The organism is Microbacterium sp. ABRD28, assembly GCF_003850245.1.
In the GTDB taxonomy this organism is placed as follows: domain Bacteria; phylum Actinomycetota; class Actinomycetes; order Actinomycetales; family Microbacteriaceae; genus Microbacterium.
In genome coordinates, this window is the sequence record NZ_CP031015.1 from 3,166,784 (window position 1) to 3,180,959 (window position 14,176).

Annotated in this window: 14 protein-coding genes; 4 read left to right on the plus strand and 10 right to left on the minus strand. The window is 69.3% G+C overall.

Annotated features, from left to right (window positions below):
• Window positions 1-5: 5 nt before the first annotated feature.
• The 3 genes from guaA to DT073_RS15320 all read right to left on the minus strand — a co-directional run bounded on the left by guaA (window position 6) and on the right by DT073_RS15320 (window position 2,977).
• Window positions 6-1,586 carry a glutamine-hydrolyzing GMP synthase gene (gene guaA / locus DT073_RS15310; protein ID WP_124294172.1) on the minus strand — a complete coding sequence of 527 codons (1,581 nt, stop codon included), beginning with the start codon at window positions 1,584-1,586 and terminating at the stop codon, window positions 6-8.
• Window positions 1,583-2,113: a DUF3817 domain-containing protein gene (locus tag DT073_RS15315; RefSeq protein WP_124294173.1), complete on the minus strand. Its 531-nt coding sequence runs from the start codon at window positions 2,111-2,113 to the stop codon at window positions 1,583-1,585. The genes guaA and DT073_RS15315 overlap by 4 nt, the downstream gene beginning before the upstream one ends.
• A 72-nt stretch (window positions 2,114-2,185) precedes the next feature.
• Window positions 2,186-2,977, minus strand: coding sequence for an SDR family NAD(P)-dependent oxidoreductase (locus tag DT073_RS15320; protein WP_124294174.1), 792 nt, complete (start codon window positions 2,975-2,977; stop codon window positions 2,186-2,188).
• Window positions 2,978-3,063: 86 nt separating this feature from the next.
• On the opposite strand from DT073_RS15320, the gene DT073_RS15325 reads away from it, so the two are divergent.
• Window positions 3,064-3,942, plus strand: coding sequence for an AraC family transcriptional regulator (locus DT073_RS15325; RefSeq protein ID WP_124294175.1), 879 nt, complete (start codon window positions 3,064-3,066; stop codon window positions 3,940-3,942).
• On the opposite strand, the gene DT073_RS15330 is transcribed toward DT073_RS15325, so the two are convergent.
• The 4 genes from DT073_RS15330 to DT073_RS15345 are packed head-to-tail and all read right to left on the minus strand — an operon-like array spanning window position 3,931 to window position 6,888.
• Complete coding sequence (locus DT073_RS15330) at window positions 3,931-4,776, minus strand: SURF1 family protein (protein ID WP_124294176.1); 846 nt, start codon at window positions 4,774-4,776, stop codon at window positions 3,931-3,933. The genes DT073_RS15325 and DT073_RS15330 overlap by 12 nt on opposite strands.
• The gene (locus DT073_RS15335) at window positions 4,776-5,891 is read right to left on the minus strand and encodes a GuaB3 family IMP dehydrogenase-related protein (RefSeq protein ID WP_124294564.1); all 1,116 of its coding nucleotides are present in this window, start codon (window positions 5,889-5,891) and stop codon (window positions 4,776-4,778) included. Before DT073_RS15335 ends, DT073_RS15330 begins: the two co-directional genes overlap by 1 nt.
• 55 nt (window positions 5,892-5,946) lie before the next feature.
• Window positions 5,947-6,225 carry a DUF2277 domain-containing protein gene (locus DT073_RS15340; RefSeq protein WP_124294177.1) on the minus strand — a complete coding sequence of 93 codons (279 nt, stop codon included), beginning with the start codon at window positions 6,223-6,225 and terminating at the stop codon, window positions 5,947-5,949.
• A 30-nt stretch (window positions 6,226-6,255) separates the two neighbouring features.
• The gene (locus DT073_RS15345; protein WP_124294178.1) at window positions 6,256-6,888 is read right to left on the minus strand and encodes a TetR/AcrR family transcriptional regulator; all 633 of its coding nucleotides are present in this window, start codon (window positions 6,886-6,888) and stop codon (window positions 6,256-6,258) included.
• A 73-nt stretch (window positions 6,889-6,961) separates the two neighbouring features.
• On the opposite strand from DT073_RS15345, the gene DT073_RS15350 reads away from it, so the two are divergent.
• Window positions 6,962-8,401, plus strand: a complete 1,440-nt coding sequence (locus DT073_RS15350; protein ID WP_124294179.1) for a DHA2 family efflux MFS transporter permease subunit — start codon at window positions 6,962-6,964, stop codon at window positions 8,399-8,401.
• Here DT073_RS15350 and DT073_RS15355 read toward each other — a convergent pair.
• From DT073_RS15355 to guaB, 3 genes are all read right to left on the minus strand, one after another.
• The gene (locus DT073_RS15355; RefSeq protein ID WP_124294180.1) at window positions 8,376-8,993 is read right to left on the minus strand and encodes a TMEM175 family protein; all 618 of its coding nucleotides are present in this window, start codon (window positions 8,991-8,993) and stop codon (window positions 8,376-8,378) included. The two genes, DT073_RS15350 and DT073_RS15355, sit on opposite strands and share 26 nt — an antisense overlap.
• Before the next feature lie 106 nt (window positions 8,994-9,099).
• Window positions 9,100-9,942, minus strand: coding sequence for an endonuclease domain-containing protein (locus tag DT073_RS15360; RefSeq protein ID WP_240638640.1), 843 nt, complete (start codon window positions 9,940-9,942; stop codon window positions 9,100-9,102).
• 195 nt (window positions 9,943-10,137) lie between these two features.
• On the minus strand, window positions 10,138-11,637 hold the full coding sequence (gene guaB, locus DT073_RS15365) for an IMP dehydrogenase (protein WP_124294181.1): 1,500 nt from the start codon (window positions 11,635-11,637) through the stop codon (window positions 10,138-10,140).
• A 280-nt stretch (window positions 11,638-11,917) separates the two neighbouring features.
• Between guaB and DT073_RS15370 the strand changes: the two genes are divergently transcribed.
• Window positions 11,918-13,168, plus strand: a complete 1,251-nt coding sequence (locus DT073_RS15370) for a branched-chain amino acid ABC transporter permease (RefSeq protein ID WP_124294566.1) — start codon at window positions 11,918-11,920, stop codon at window positions 13,166-13,168.
• 9 nt (window positions 13,169-13,177) lie between these two features.
• Window positions 13,178-14,158: a branched-chain amino acid ABC transporter permease gene (locus DT073_RS15375; RefSeq protein WP_124294182.1), complete on the plus strand. Its 981-nt coding sequence runs from the start codon at window positions 13,178-13,180 to the stop codon at window positions 14,156-14,158.
• Window positions 14,159-14,176 lie beyond the last annotated feature (18 nt).

Consider the following 14,176-nt stretch of genomic DNA (forward strand, 5'->3'; position numbering starts at 1 on the left):
TCAGCTCACTCCCACTCGATGGTGCCCGGGGGCTTGGACGTGACATCGAGCACCACCCGGTTCACCTCGCGGACCTCGTTGGTGATGCGGTTGGAGATCTTCGACAGCACGTCGTACGGCAGCCGCGTCCAGTCCGCCGTCATGGCGTCTTCCGAGGAGACGGGGCGGAGGACGATCGGGTGACCATAGGTGCGGCCATCTCCCTGCACCCCGACCGAGCGCACATCGGCCAAGAGCACGACGGGGCACTGCCAGATCTCGCCGTCGAGGCCGGCCTTCGTCAGCTCGGCCCGCGCGATGGCGTCGGCATCACGCAGAATCTCGAGACGGTCAGCGGTGACCTCACCCACGATCCGGATGCCGAGGCCGGGGCCCGGAAAGGGCTGGCGCGCGACGATCGCCTCGGGGAGGCCGAGCTCGCGACCGATGGCGCGGACCTCGTCTTTGAAAAGGGTGCGCAGCGGCTCGACGAGCTCGAACTGGAGGTCTTCGGGAAGACCCCCGACGTTGTGGTGCGACTTGATGTTCGCCGCCCCCGTCCCGCCGCCGGATTCCACGACGTCGGGGTACAGCGTCCCCTGGACGAGGAACCGGATCGGCTCGCCGTCGGCTGCGGCCTCGGCGACGAGGTCGCGCTCGGCGGCTTCGAACGCGCGGATGAACTCACGCCCGATGATCTTGCGCTTCTGCTCCGGGTCGGAGACGCCCTCGAGCGCAGCGAGGAACTGCTCGCGCGCGTCGACGGTGATCAGGCGCACGCCGGTGGAGGCGACGTAGTCGTTCTCGACCTGCTCGCGCTCGCCCTTCCGCAACAGCCCGTGGTCGACGAAGATCGCCGTGAGCTGGTCGCCGACCGCGCGGTGGACGAGCGCGGTCGAGACCGCGGAGTCCACACCGCCCGAGAGCGCCGAGATGACGCGGGCGTCGCCGACCTGGGCGCGGATCTTCTCGACCTGCTCGGCGATCACGTTCCCGCTGTTCCAGTCGGCCGGGAGCCCCGCGGCCTTGTGCAGGAAGTTCTTGAGCACCGCCTGACCGTGATCGGTGTGCTTGACCTCGGGATGCCACTGCACGCCGTACAGGCGACGGGCATCGTTCGCGAACGCGGCCACCGGGGTCGCGGCGGTGCGGGCGAGCACGTCGAAACCCTCGGGGGCCTTCGCGACCTGGTCGCCATGGCTCATCCAGACGTTCTGCTCGGCAGGCTGACCCTCCAGGAGCGTTCCCTCGGTCACGATCGTGGCGTCGGTGGCGCCGTACTCGCGCAGGCCGGTGTGCGCGACCTCCCCGCCGAGGGCCTTCGCCATCGCCTGGAAGCCGTAGCAGATGCCGAGCGTCGGCACCCCGAGCTCGAGCACGCCCGGGTCGAGGGCCGGCGCGCCGTCTTCGTAGACCGACGACGGTCCGCCCGAGAGGATGATGCCGACGGGCTGGCGCGCGGCGATCTCGTCGGGGGTGGCGGTGTGCGGGACGATCTCGCTGTACACCCCGGCCTCGCGCACCCGTCGGGCGATCAGCTGGGCGTACTGCGCGCCGAAGTCGACGACGAGGACGGGACGCTGGGACGTCTCGGTCTGTTCGGTCACCGGGTGCCTTCCGAAGCGGGGACGGTGGATGAGGCGGACGCCGCAGCAGCGGCCTCGCGCTCGGCGAGGTAGCGGCGGACCTCACGGGCCACCCGCGCCTCCATGAAGAACGACAGCAGCGGCACGACGCCGCCGAGGGCGAGGGTGATGAAGCGCAGGAAGGGCCAGCGCATGAGGCTCCAGATGCGAAAGCACGCGAAGAGGTACACGACGTAGAACCAGCCGTGCGCGACGAGGATGAACAGCGAGATGTTGAACCCATCGCCCGTGGAGATCATCTCGCAGGTGTTCGTCGCCGGCAGGAACAGCGACCACCACTGGCAGTCGGCGCCGGCGATGACGGGAGCGAACCAGAGGAATCCCCCGGAGCCTCCCGCGAACAGCTCGATGTGCAGCGGGGTGTACTTCAGGATCATCTCCGCCACGAGGAGGAGCAGGCCCACACCGGTGATGATCGAGCAGATCTGGTAGAAGGTCAGCGCTCCGCGGATCGCCGGAAATGAGGCGAGTTTCGGGGCACGCGGCATGCCCCGAGTCTACCGGCAGGGCCGCAGCGGCGATTCAGGATGTCTCGGCGCTGAACCAGGCGCGGGGCCGAGTCAGATGCGGGCGGACACGATGCCCCCGTCGACGTCGATCGTCGCGCCGTGCAGGTACGCCGCCTCGTCCGACGCGAGGTAGCGGACGGCGAAGGCGATGTCGATCGGTCGGCCGGGCTTACCCGCCGGGGATCCGGCGGTCATGGCCTCGAGGATCTCGGCGGCGTCGGCGTTGCCGGGAGTCAGGGTCGCGCCGGGCGCGACCGCGTTCACACGCACTCCGCGCGGACCGTACTCCGCCGCCCATGCCTTCGTCAGGTGGTCGAGGGCGGCCTTCGTCGCGGGGTACAGGCCCACCGCCGGAGTTCCGACGTTCGCCATCCACGAGGTGATGTTCACCACCGCGCCCGCACCGCGCTCGGCCATAGCCGGAGCGAGGGCCCCGACGAGATCGTGCGGGACGCGGATGTTGGTGGCGAGGAGTGCGGCGACATCCTCATCGGGAAGATCTGCGGTCGGGCCGACGGGGAAGATCCCCGCATTGTTGACCAGGATGTCCACGCGGCCGCCCAGCGCTTCGACGGCGCGCGCGGCGAAATCCCGCGCGGCGTCAGGGCTCTCGGCGAGGTCGCCGGTGACGACGCTCGCTCGCCCCCCGCGCTCGGTGATGGCGACGGCGACGGCGTCGGCGCGCTCGGCGCTCCGGCCGTGGACGACGACGTGCGCTCCGGAGGCGGCCAGGACGTGGGCGATCGCCTCACCGATCCCGCTCGAGGATCCGGTCACGATCGCCGTTCGGTCGGCGAGCCGCTCATCGCGCGGGAGGGTGGGAAGGGAGGAGGAAGTGGTCATGTCCTCAGACTCCCGCTCGACGACGTGGACGGCTTGATTCTCACCGTCGTGACCTTGACGGAAACCGTCTGGGATTGAATGGTCGAATGGATACCCGCACGTCCGCGACCCTCGAGCGAGCGGCCGAGAAGGCTCGCCGTCACGGCCGCGACACCGCTCGCGCGGAGGCGTTGGGGGTCACGCTCGGGCGCACCACCGCGCCGACGCCGATGCTGTTCGTTCGCTACCCGCCATGCCTGGCGATGGTGCTTCACGGCCGCAAGCAGTCGCTCGACGCCGATGGTGCAGGAGCGGAGTGGGGACCGGAGCACTTCCTCATCACGCCGGTGAATCTGCCGGTGATCGCCCGGGTGATCGAGATCGGCCCCGCCGGCGACTTCCTCTCGCTGAACTGGCGGCTCGACCCGACCATCGTCAGCGAGGTCGCCGCGCACCTGCCGGGAGCCGCGACGAGTGCACCGTCGCCGCGCCTGGGTACGGTGACCGCCGGCATCGCCGACGCCGTCGATCGTCTCCTCGGGATCCTCGACACCCCGGAGGACGCGCCGGTCCTGCTTCCCCTGATCAGCCGCGAGCTCACCCTCCGCCTGTTGCAGAGCGATCAAGCGCCGCGTCTGCACGCCGCCGCGGAGCACGCGCACGCCGATGCGGTCAGCACCGCGATCGACCACTTCGCCGCCGATCTCGCGCGCCCGTGGACGGTCGACGACGCCGCAGCCCTCTGCCATGTCAGCCCCGCGACGTTGACGCGGCGGTTCCGCGAGATCACGGGTCTCACACCGATGCGCTACCTGAAGCGGCTGCGCCTCGGCGAGGCCCGCCGTGTCATGCTGACCGAGGGGCGATCGGCGTCGCAGGCGGCCTTCGCCGTCGGCTACCTCAGCGCCGCCCACTTCTCGCGCGACTACCGCGCGGCGTATCGGCTGCCGCCGACCAGAGACATGCAGCGCGCGTCAGGCGGATGACTCGGCGCGGGCGTCTTCGAGGTCTTCGACCTCTTTCTCCCAGGCGTCCTTGGCCAGGCGGTACCAGAGGTAGAACGCGAAGCCGGCGAAGATGACCCACTCGGCGGCGTAGAAGACGTTCAGCCAGTTCACCGCCGACCCCGCCTCCGGCGGTGCCGAGACGATCTCGTCAAGACCCGCCTGGGGCGCCTCGGCGACGATGTACGAGCGGTAGACCTCCAGCCCCGCGGTGTCGCTCCACCGCGACAGCAGGGCGGCCGGCGACATCCGGATCAGGGTCTGCGGATCCGCGCCCGACGGCGGCGGCACCGCGCCCTCGTCGGAGATGAGCCGCCCCTCGATCGCGATCGGGGCACCCGCCGCCGCGGCGTCGGCGTTCAATCGCTCGGCCGCCGCCTCCGCGGCATCCTGTGTCGGCGCCCAGCCCACGGCAACAGCGATCGAGGTGGGGACGGCGGTGTCGGCTACGCGCAGCTGGCCGGTGACCCAGAAGCCCTCGACCCCGTCGTTGAACCGGGAGGAGACGACGATGAAGTCACCCGGCACCCATGCGCCGCTCACCGTCACGCGCTGCCCGACGAAGGGCTCGGGGAGATACTCGCCGGGCTCGCTCACCTCGGCGAGCGGTCGGACCTGCTCGGTCGCTCCCGGCGGAAGCGGCGCGGTGTCGATCGCCCGGCCGAGCTGCCACTGGCCGAGCCACGCGAACAGGCCCGCGACCACCAGGGAGAGGGCGAGGAGGGCGATCCACTGCGGCCGGATCAGCACCTCGCGCAACGTCGGCGGGAACTCCTGCGTGGGAGCCGGCGGGGGCAGTGGGGCAGGCTGGGTCATCACTGCGGGTACGGCGCGACGACGACCTCCACGCGCTGGAACTCCTTGAGGTCGGAGTAGCCGGTCGTCGCCATGGATTTCTTCAGCGCCCCGATGAGGTTCGCGGTGCCGTCGGCGACGGGCGCCGGGCCGTAGAGGATCGACTCGAGTGTGGTGACCTGGTCGACCTTCACGCGGCGGCCGCGCGGGAGCTTGGCGTGGTGGGCCTCGGGACCCCAGTGGAACCCTCCGCCGGGAGCATCGGTCGCGCGGGCGAGCGCGACGCCGAGCATGACCGCGTCGGCGCCCATCGCGAGGGCCTTGACGATGTCACCGGAGGTGCCGACACCCCCGTCGGCGATGACGTGCACGTAGCGTCCACCCGACTCGTCGAGGTAGTCGCGCCGCGCGCCCGCCACGTCGGCGACCGCCGTCGCCATCGGTGCGTGGATGCCGAGGGTCGCCCGCGTGGTCGAGGCCGCTCCCCCGCCGAAGCCGACGAGCACACCCGCGGCGCCGGTGCGCATGAGGTGGAGGGCCGCGGTGTAGGTCGCCGCCCCGCCGACGATGACGGGGACGTCGAGGTCGTAGATGAACTTCTTGAGGTTCAGCGGCTCGGCGACGCTCGACACGTGCTCGGCCGAGACGGTCGTGCCCCGGATCACGAAAAGATCGACCCCCGCCGCGACCACGGTCTCGTAGAGGTCTGCCGTGCGTTGCGGGGTGAGGGCGCCGGCGACGGTGACGCCGCCCGCACGGATCTCGGCGAGCCGGTCGCGCACGAGCTCGGGCTTGATCGGCTCGGAGTACAGCTCCTGCATGCGCCGGGTGGCGGCGGCATCGGGGAGGCTCGCGATCTCGGCGAGGAGCGGCTCGGGGTCGTCGTATCGGGTCCACAGGCCCTCGAGATCGAGCACGCCGAGACCGCCGAGCTGACCGAGCATGATCGCCGTGCGGGGACTCACGACGGAATCCATCGGGGCGCCCAGTACCGGGATGTCGAACTGGTAGGCGTCGATCGACCACGCCGTCGAGACATCCTCGGGGTTCCTCGTGCGCCGGGAGGGCACGACGGCGATGTCGTCGAACGTGTAGGCGCGGCGAGCGCGCTTGGCGCGGCCGATCTCCATCTCCATGGTCACCGTCCCAGCCTACCCGCCGGGTCTGACGCGGCCGCGGGGGTGGTCTTTCTCAGGCGACCTGGTAGCGTCCCGACGCCACCGCGCGGGCGCGGGCCTTGGCCGCCTCCTCCTCGCGATTCTTCGGGGGCGCGGTGGACACGAGGTCGTCCAGCAGATGCTGCGTGGCGTGGGCGATCTCGGCGACGGCGCGATCGAAGGCCTCCTGGTTGGCCTTCGAGGGCTTGGTGGTCCCGGCGATCTTCCGCACGTACTGCAGGGCGGCGGCGTGCACCTCGTCCGACGAGGCGGCGGGGGCGAAGTTGTGGAGGGTGTGGATGTTCCGACACATGCGAGCGACGATACGCCGGGCTCGCGATGCTCACCAGGGTTCGTCGGCGCGGGGGGCGACGTCGAGGATCTGCGGGAGCTTGGAGGGGAAGCACGTCTGCAGCAGCTCTGCGATGCGCGCGTCGGTGTCATAGCTGTCGACCAGCCGCATCCCGATCATGACGTTGATGAGCATCCCCTGGGCGAGGAACGTGCTCGCCTCATCGGCCGAGAAGCCGACCTCCTCGCGGAAGAACTGCCACACGTCGGCGAAGATCGTGCGCGCGGCCGGCCCGATGACCGGATGACTGCCGAGCAGCCACGCATGCGAGAGGGTCTGGTGCAGCCCCCGCACGCTCACGAGCTGCACGTACGCGTCGCCGATCCGCTGCGGGAGGTCGCGATCGGATGCCTCATCGGCGAGCGCCTGACGAAACGCCGACATGAGGGCATCGGATGACGCGGCGAGCGCGGCGAGGAACAGGCTCTCCTTCGACCCGAACAGCCGCACCACGTAGGGCTGGCTGACACCGGCCGCGCGCGCGACGTCGTCGGTGGTCGTGCCTTCGTAGCCGCGCGCTCCGAAGATGGCGATGGCGGCGGCGACGATCTGCTCGCGGCGCTCGTCCGAACTCATCCGACGGGCGGGGCCGGGCGACGTCGTCGTCGACGAAGAAGAAGCCATGTTGACATGTTATCAGTCGATTACTACATTAGCCTCCAGCAAGTAATCATCCGATTACAACCAAGGAGTCCCGATGTCCCGTCGACCATTCGCGCTCGTCCTCGCCGCGGCATCCCTGCCGATGTTCATGGCGACCCTCGACAACCTCGTCATGACCAATGCCCTGCCCGTGCTGAGCCGCGAGATGGGGGCGAGCGTGGAGGAGCTGCAGTGGTTCGTGAACGCCTACACGCTCGTGTTCGCCGGGGCGATCCTCGTCGCCGCGGCCCTCGGCGACCGCTTCGGCCGGCGCACCGTCTTCGCCATCGGCATCGGCGTCTTCGGGCTGGGCTCCGTGCTGGCCGCTCTCAGCACCGACCCGGGCCAGCTCATCGTCGCCCGGGCGATTCAGGGCCTCGGCGGGGCCGCCGTGCTGCCGCTCTCCCTCGCTCTCCTCAGCGGAGCGGTCACGCCCGCCCGCCGACCGCTCGCCATCGGCATCTGGGGCGGGGTGTCAGGGCTCGGCGTCGCCGTCGGCCCGCTCGTGGGCGGGGCGATCATGGAGGGTTGGTCGTGGCAGGCGATCTTCTGGATCAACGTGCCCGTCGCCCTCGTCGCCATCCCCCTCGCCCTCCTCGTTCTCCCGAACGACCGTGGGGTGCGCGCGCGCATCGACCTCCCTGGCGCGCTCCTCGCCGCGGGCGGCGTGCTCGCCCTCGTGCACGCGATCGTGCGGGCCAACGACGACGGGTGGGACACGATCGGCGTCATCGGCGAACTCGCGCTCGGTGGCATCCTTCTCCTCGCGTTCGTCCTCTGGCAGGCGCGCACGGCGGCGCCCCTCATTCCGCTCCGCCTCTTTCGGGACCGGTCGTTCTCGGTGACGAACCTCGTCGGATTCGCGTTCAGCTTCGGCACGTTCGGCGCGGTGTTCCTCCTCATCCAGTTCCTCCAGGTCGAACAGGGTTCGACACCCCTTGAAGCGGCGCTGCAGACGACGCCCTGGACGCTCGCACCGATGATCGTCGCGCCGATCGCGGGGTTCATCGCGCCCCGCGTCGGCACGCGCGCCCTGCTCGTCACCGGGCTCGCCCTGCAGGGCGCCGCGCTGGCATGGATCGCCGCGGTGATGTCATCCGATGTGGCGTACGCGACGCTTGTGGCGCCCTTCATCACGGCGGGCGTCGGGATGGGACTCGTCTTCGCCCCGTCGGCGACGGCGCTGCTGGCGACCCTCGGCCTCGTCGACCACGCGAAGGCGTCGGGGGTGAACTCCACGGTGCGCGAGCTGGGCGTCGCCCTCGGCACGGCGGTCATGACCGCGGTGTTCGTCGGGGCCGGCGGCGCCCTCGTACCCGGCGAGTACGTGGCCGCGGCGCGCCCGGCGATCTTCCTCGGCGCAGCGGTGCTGGCGATCGCGATGGTGGCGGCGCTGTTCCTCCCCGCCGGGCGGAGCGCGACCGAGGAGGCCCCGGCCGAGATGGACGTCGCCGAGGCCGGCGACGACGTCAGCGTCCCCGCAGCAGTCGGGTGAGCAGCCCGTCGAAGACGAACAGCAGGAAGGCCGCCGAGCCGATCCACGGCGAGATGATCACCACCAGCAGGGAGATGATCACCGCGCTCAGTGCGCCGCGGCCATAGGCGCGGGCGTCGGCCTCGGAAAGATCTGGCATGAGGTCGGCGCGCCGGCGCACCGCCCACGACCACTGCAACCAGCTGGTGAGGATCGCCAGGAAGAAGGTGATCGGCATGAGCACGCGTCCGGCCGTGTACGTCGAGTACTCGGTTGTCAGGCCGGTGGCGAAGGGGACGACGACGATGAAGAGCAGCCGGATGTTGTTCAGCCAGATCACCACGCCGTCGACCCGGACGATCCACTCGAACTGCTCGACGTGGGTCATCCACAGCAGGCACAGCAGCAGGAAGCTGAGGGCGAAGTTGAAGAACTGCGGCACCATCGCGGCCAGCGCCCCCCAGAGCTCGGCGTTGGACTGGACCGCGCCGAACGTGTGGGTGGTGAGATCGAGCACGAGCAGGGTCGCCGCGATCGCGAAGACCCCGTCGGTGAAGGCGGCCAGGCGCGTCGCGCCGACCGTGGCCTCCGGGTGGACCTTCCCCCTGATCACCTCGCCAGGCTAGCGGTGGGCGGTTGGACTTCGGAGAAGCGCATGAGGATCGGAGCCGAGTGCGTCCAGGCTCCGAAGGTGCTGGCCCTCTCCGAAGAAGGTTCATTCACGCGGCGAGGTGAAGGCGGGCGGCGATGGCCCGACGGATGACACGGAGCACCGTCTCCCGGTCGTGCACGACCTGTGCGTAGCCGAAGCGCAGCACCGTGTATCCCCGCAGACGCAGCTCAGCGTCGTGAGCGATGTCCTTCGCGCGCTGCGCGGCCGAAGAATGGAACTGCCACCCGTCGAGCTGGATGACGAGCTTCTCGCCCACCACGATGTCGACGGGCCGCCCCGCGAGCCACACCTGCTGTCGAACATTGACGCCCCAGCGCCGCAGCGGCACGACGAGCAGGGTCTCGAGCCCGGAGTCGGACAGCCCCGTGACAGCCTCGGCCAGTTCGCGCGCCGCCTTCGAGGTCCAGGGCAGCGAGCGCAGGTACTCCGGCGCGAGCTTCTCCACGCGCACGGCCGACTCCCAGAGCACCAGAGCGTCGTCGTTCGGAAGGCAGCCGGCGATGTGCTGCAGCGCATCTTCGACCTCGGCGCACAACGATCGCGGTGCGGGAAGCAGGGGTTTCGTCCAGTGCAACGTCGCGTCGATCGGGCCGGTGAGGTGGGCCGACGCGGCATGCGGGGGGAGGTGCAGGTGCACCCTGGAAGGAGGGGAGGGCAGCCACCATTGGCGACGGTTCGCCAGCGAGACGCATGACACCCGCCCGCCGGCGCGGGCCGCAAGAACGAGAGCGGGGTCGGCATCGGATGTCGCCACCCATGCCCGGCGGATGAGAGTGCCGAAGCCGCTGTGGACGAACGACTGCAGCGACGGGAGGGCGAAACCCGCGGCGAGGATGTCAGCGCGATGAGCGATGCCGTCACGGGAGGCGAGCCACTGCAGGAGGTTCACATCGGCAGTGTGGCCACGTTCGCGGCATCCATCCGCCGGTTCGTTGCATTCCGTGGACAGCTCGACGCACGCCCGGCGTGTGCAGAAGAGGACGGGCGCGCGCGTGCTTCGGAGATCCACGCGCGGTTCGGACCCGAACGCCCGAAGCGCTCCGAAGAAGCGCGAATTCTCCGCAGCTCGGCGCGCCTCGGCGACTCAGCGCTTGTAGTTCGGAGCCTCCACGACGATCTGCACGTCGTGCGGGTGCGACTCCTTCAGCCCCGCAGACGTGATGCGCACGAACTTGCCCTTGGCCTTCAGCTCGTCGATCGTGCGGGCGCCGACGTAGAACATCGACTGCCGGAGGCCGCCGACGAGCTGGTAGGCCACCGCCGACACCGGGCCGCGGTAGGGAACCTGGCCCTCGATCCCCTCGGGGATGAGCTTGTCGTCGTTGGGCACATCGGCTTGGAAGTAGCGGTCCTTCGAGTACGACGTCTTCTTGCCGCGCGTCTGCAGAGCGCCGAGCGACCCCATGCCGCGGTACTGCTTGAACTGCTTCCCGCTCTGGAAGACGATCTCGCCCGGCGACTCGTCGGTGCCGGCGAGGAGCGAGCCGAGCATGACGGTGTCGGCTCCGGCGACGAGCGCCTTGGCGATGTCACCCGAGTACTGCAGGCCGCCGTCGGCGATGATCGGCACGCCCGCCGCGCGGGCGGCGAGGGATGCCTCGTAGATCGCCGTCACCTGCGGCACGCCCACCCCAGCGACCACCCGGGTGGTGCAGATCGAGCCCGGCCCGACACCGACCTTGACCGCGTCCACGCCGGCGTCGATGAGAGCCTGTGCACCCTCCCGCGTCGCGACGTTGCCGCCGATGACGTCGACGCCCGCGAACGACGGGTCGGCCTTGAGGCGCCGCACGATGTCGATGACCCCGGCCGACTGGCCGTTGGCGGTGTCGACCACGAGCACGTCCACGCCCTTGTCGCGGAGCGCCTCGGCACGCTGCCACGCGTCGCCGAAGAAGCCGATCGCGGCCCCGACGCGCAGGCGCCCCTGCTCGTCCTTGGTCGCGAGGGGGTACTTCTCGCTCTTGTCGAAGTCCTTAATGGTGATGAGACCGGCGAGCTTGCCGTCGTCGTCGATGAGCGGCAGCTTCTCGACACGGTGTTTTGCGAAGAGGGCGATGACGTCGTTCGCGCCGATCCCGACGCGCGCGGTGATGAGCCCCTCGGTCGTCATCACATCTTTCACCAGCGTGGTCTGACGCTCGAAGCCCGAGACGAACCGCATGTCGCGGTTGGTGACGATGCCGACGAGCTGCCCCTCGGCGTCGACGACCGGCAGCCCCGAGATGCGGTACTTCGCGCACAGCGCGTCGACCTCTTCGATCGTGGCGTCGGGAGTGGTCGTGATGGGGTCGGAGATCATCCCCGACTCGCTGCGCTTGACCCGGTCCACCATCGCCGCCTGCTCCTCGATGGAGAGATTGCGATGGATGATGCCGATCCCGCCCTCACGCGCGATGGCGATCGCCATGCGGGCTTCGGTGACGGTGTCCATCGCGCTCGAGAGGAGCGGAGTGGCGACCGTGATCCGACGGGTCACACGCGAGGACGTGTCCGCCTCGCTCGGGATGACATCGGTGTGACCGGGAAGCAGCAGCACGTCGTCATAGGTGAGACCGACGAAGCCGAAGGGATCGTTTTCCATGGGGGCTCCTGCGCGCGAGAGGGGTGTGCTGATTCTAAACGCGGGAGGCTGCGACCTATTCCGACCGATCGGTCACTTATGCTCGACCGACACTGTTTTCAAATGCCAAGTCGGTTCGTAGGTGAAACACGCCCGACACATTACGCTCATACCGTTCATCAATGCCGATGCACCCCGATGTCGGCATTGGCGCCGGACTGGAGGATCTGTGAGTCCCACCATCGCTGCGGCTCAGCGGACGAGACGCAGGGCGATCCCCGCGATCATCGCCCTGTTCCTGATGCTCATGGGCATCTTCGTGTCATCCGTTCCCGCCTTCGCCACGGATTCCGAGAACCCGTATCGCATCAGCGGAAACGTCCAGCTCGACGGCGAACCCCTCGAAGGGGTGCGCCTGGTCATCGACGGGCCCGGCGGCGAGCAGGAGGTCGAGACCGACGAGAACGGCCAGTGGCGTGTCGGGGTGCCCGAGCGGGGTGAGACCTACACCGTCACCCTCGACGAAGAGACGCTGCCCGAGGGCATCGCCGTGGTCGACCCCGAAGACGACTCCCCCAACATCAAGGAAGTGGAGATGGGGCAGGGTGGCCGCGCGACGGTCAACTTCTTCATCGGCGAGGGTGAGCGAAACGTCACCGGCTTCTTCGACCAGTTCGTCCAGCGCATCATCCAGGGTCTGAGCTTCGGCCTCATGCTGGCCCTCGCGGCCATCGGGCTCTCCCTCGTCTACGGCACCACCGGCATCTCCAACTTCGCCCACGGCGAGATGGTGACCTTCGGGGCGGTGATGGCCGCGGTCCTCGTGGGGCCGGCGAGCCTGGCGCTGCCGTGGTGGCTCGGGTTCCCGGTCGCGGTGGTGCTGAGCGCCCTCCTCGGCCTCGTGATGGACATGGCGCTCTGGCGACCGCTGCGGCGCAGGCGCGTGGGCATCGTGCAGCTCATGATCGTCTCGATCGGTCTGTCGCTGGCGATGCGCTACACCTTCCAGTTCTTCATCGGCGGTGGCACCATCCAGCTCCCGGGCTCCAACGCCCCGCGCATTCCGCTCTTCGGCACGGTGGAACTCAGCGTCATCGACATCGCGTCGCTGGCGATCTCGATCATCGTCATCGTCGCCTTCGCGCTGTGGCTGACCCGCTCCCGGATCGGCAAGGCGACACGGGCGATCTCGGACAATCCGTCACTGGCGGCGGCATCCGGAATCGATGTGGACTTCGTGGTCCGCATCGTCTGGATCCTCGCCGGCGCCCTGGCCGGCCTCGCCGGCATCCTGTACGCGTATTACCGTCCGGGCATCCGCTGGGACATGGGAGCGCAGATCCTGCTGCTGATGTTCGCCGCCGTCATCCTCGGTGGCCTCGGCACCGCCTACGGCGCGCTCGTCGGCGCGATCATCGTGGGCATCGTGGTCGAGGTCTCGAGCCTGTGGATCCCGTCGGACCTCAAGTACGCCAGTGCGCTGTTCATCCTCATCGTGATCCTGCTGTTCCGACCACAGGGAATCCTGGGCCGGCGAGAGAGAATAGGTTAGGGCCCGGCAATGGACTGGCTGCAGATCCTCTCCAACACCGCCTCCTCGATTCTGAGTCCGGCGACCATCGGCTACGCCCTGGCGGCGCTCGGTCTCGCGGTGCACTTCGGCTACACCGGCCTGATCAACATGGGCATCGCCGGGTTCATGGCGATCGGGGCATACGGCTACGCGATCGGCGTTCTCACCTTCGGACTGGAGTGGTGGCTCGCCGCACTCCTGGGCCTCGTGGCGTCGGCCGTCTTCGCCGTCATCCTCGGCATCCCGACCCTGCGACTGCGCGGCGACTATCTCGCGATCGTCACGATCGCGGCGGCCGAGGTGGTGCGTCTGCTCTTCCTCACCACCGCATTCGACGACGTCACCGGCTCGGCCGACGGGCTCAGCGGGTATCACGCGAGTTTCCGCGGGGCGAACCCGATCCCCGACGGCACCTACGGCTTCGGACCCTTCACCTACAACGAGACCCAGTGGTGGGTGCGGATCATGGGGCTTCTGACCCTCGCGTTCGCGGTGCTCGTGGTGTGGATGCTGACCCGCAGCCCCTGGGGCCGGACGATCAAGGGCATCCGCGAGGACGAAGACGCCGTGCGCGCGCTCGGCAAGAACGTCTACGCGTACAAGATGCAGTCCCTCATTCTGGGTGGTGTGCTCGCCGCGGCGGGCGGCATCGTGTACGCCCTTCCCTCGGCGGTCAGCCCCGGTGTGTACGTGACCTCGCTGACGTTCTTCGTGTGGACGGCGCTTCTGTTGGGCGGTGCGGCGACGGTGTTCGGCCCGCTCCTCGGATCGCTGATCTTCTGGGTGCTCCAGACCTTCCTCTCCAACGTCCTCCCGGCGTTGGTGGCGGCGGGCATCCTTCCCTTCATGACCCAGATCCAGGCGGGAACGCTGCGCTTCATCATCGTGGGCGTCGCGCTCATGCTCCTCGTGATCTTCATGCCGCAGGGCATCCTCGGCAACAAGAAGGAGCTGACCTTTGTCCGATAACCAGCCCTCCAACGAGCC

Bases quoted from the DNA above. Each gene is read 5' to 3' on its own strand.
- DT073_RS15345 (WP_124294178.1), bottom strand. From the start codon at position 6,888: ATGGCTTCTTCTTCGTCGACGACGACGTCGCCCGGCCCCGCCCGTCGG.
- DT073_RS15330 (WP_124294176.1), bottom strand. From the start codon at position 4,776: ATGACCCAGCCTGCCCCACTGCCCCCGCCGGCTCCCACGCAGGAGTTC.
- DT073_RS15335 (WP_124294564.1), bottom strand. From the start codon at position 5,891: ATGGAGATGGAGATCGGCCGCGCCAAGCGCGCTCGCCGCGCCTACACG.
- DT073_RS15375 (WP_124294182.1), top strand. From the start codon at position 13,178: ATGGACTGGCTGCAGATCCTCTCCAACACCGCCTCCTCGATTCTGAGT.
- DT073_RS15325 (WP_124294175.1), top strand. From the start codon at position 3,064: ATGGATACCCGCACGTCCGCGACCCTCGAGCGAGCGGCCGAGAAGGCT.
- DT073_RS15320 (WP_124294174.1), bottom strand. From the start codon at position 2,977: ATGACCACTTCCTCCTCCCTTCCCACCCTCCCGCGCGATGAGCGGCTC.
- DT073_RS15340 (WP_124294177.1), bottom strand. From the start codon at position 6,225: ATGTGTCGGAACATCCACACCCTCCACAACTTCGCCCCCGCCGCCTCG.
- DT073_RS15315 (WP_124294173.1), bottom strand. From the start codon at position 2,113: ATGCCGCGTGCCCCGAAACTCGCCTCATTTCCGGCGATCCGCGGAGCG.
- DT073_RS15370 (WP_124294566.1), top strand. From the start codon at position 11,918: ATGCTCATGGGCATCTTCGTGTCATCCGTTCCCGCCTTCGCCACGGAT.
- DT073_RS15350 (WP_124294179.1), top strand. From the start codon at position 6,962: ATGTCCCGTCGACCATTCGCGCTCGTCCTCGCCGCGGCATCCCTGCCG.
- guaB (WP_124294181.1), bottom strand. From the start codon at position 11,637: ATGGAAAACGATCCCTTCGGCTTCGTCGGTCTCACCTATGACGACGTG.